This window comes from Corynebacterium gottingense (assembly GCF_003693265.1).
Classification (GTDB): Bacteria; Actinomycetota; Actinomycetes; order Mycobacteriales; family Mycobacteriaceae; genus Corynebacterium; species Corynebacterium gottingense.
Genome location: NZ_RDRE01000138.1, coordinates 1 through 1,319, shown reverse-complemented (window position 1 = coordinate 1,319; position 1,319 = coordinate 1). Strand labels below are relative to the sequence as shown.

Sequence of the window (1,319 nt, the reverse complement as noted above, 5' to 3'; positions counted from 1 at the left end):
CCGACGGCCACGGAGCCCTCCTGCGCGTACACCGGCGGCTCGCCGTCGATCTGGTACGCCACGGTGGTAAGCAGGCCGTCGCTGCTCATGCGCGGCTGCGCACCCGTGTTGAGCAGCATGAACAGCCCAGTCCCGTAGGTCATCTTCGCCTCGTTCTCGCGCAGGCAGTGCTGCCCGAACAGCGCGGCCTGCTGGTCGCCCAGCACGCCCGCGATGGGCACCCCTGCGAGCGGGCCGCGGCGGCGCACGGTGCCGAACGTGCCTATCGACGCCCGTATCTCCGGCAGCAACCGCCGCGGGACTCCAATCTCCGCGCATAGGTCCTCGTCCCACGCGAGCGTGCGCAGGTCCATGAGCAGGGTGCGCGAGGCGTTCGTGACGTCGGTGACGTGCAGCGCACGCTCGGGTTCCCGCGCGCCGCCGGTGAGGTTCCAGATCAGCCAGGTATCAATGGTTCCGGCGAGCAGCTCGCCACGCTCGGCGCGCTCGCGCGCGCCTTCGACGTTGTCCAGGATCCAGGCCCACTTCGGTCCGGCCGGGTAGGAGTTGTGCAGCAGGCCGGTCCGCTCGAGGTAGCGGCCCGGGTCGGCGTCGTTTTCCGGGTTGGTGCGGGTGTCCTGCCACACGATCGCGTTGTAGATCGGCGCGCCCGTCGCCTTGTCCCAGATGACGGCGGTTTCGCGCTGGTTGGTCAGGCCGAGCGCGCCGATGTCGTCCTCGGCGATGTCGGCCTCCGCCATCGCCTCGCTCAGCGCGCGGCGGGTGTTGCGCCAGATCTCCATGGGGTCGTGCTCGACCCAGCCTTCGCGTGGCATGTGCTGGGTGTGCTCGAACTGCGCCTGGGCGACGACGCGTCCTTCGGTATCGGTGATGACCGCGCGGGTCGAGGTCGTGCCCTGGTCAATGGCGGCGATGAGAGGCATGCCGACAATTGTATGGTGTGTGGGCTAGAACCAGTGTTCCAGCACCTGCGCCACCCCATCTTCGGAGTTGGTGGCGGTGGTGTAGTCGGCGGCGTCGAGAAGCGCGGGCGCGGCGTTGCCCATCGCCACGCCCATCCCGGCCCAGGCGAGCAGCTCGAGGTCGTTGGGCATGTCGCCGAACGCGATGACCTGGGAGGCGTCGATGCCGTAGCTGGCGGCGAGCACGGACGCGCCGGTCGCCTTGTTCACGCCCGGGTGGGACAGCTCGATGAGGCCCTCGTCCATGGAATAGGTCAGGTGCGCGTCCTCCGGCTCGATGGTGGGCGCGACCAGGTCGAACAGTTCCGCGGAGCGCAGCTGCGGGCAGCGCACGAGCAGCTTGGCGGCGGGCTCGGC

2 protein-coding genes are annotated in these 1,319 nt (G+C 69.7%); both read right to left on the bottom strand.

Annotated features, from left to right (window positions below):
- Positions 1 to 923: FGGY family carbohydrate kinase (locus EAW56_RS12265; protein WP_244213440.1), on the bottom strand; the 923-nt coding region annotated here is incomplete at its 3' end.
- A 24-nt stretch (positions 924 to 947) separates the two neighbouring features.
- Positions 948 to 1,319 (bottom strand): HAD family hydrolase (locus EAW56_RS12260; protein WP_167457446.1); only part of this gene is annotated, 372 nt, incomplete at its 5' end.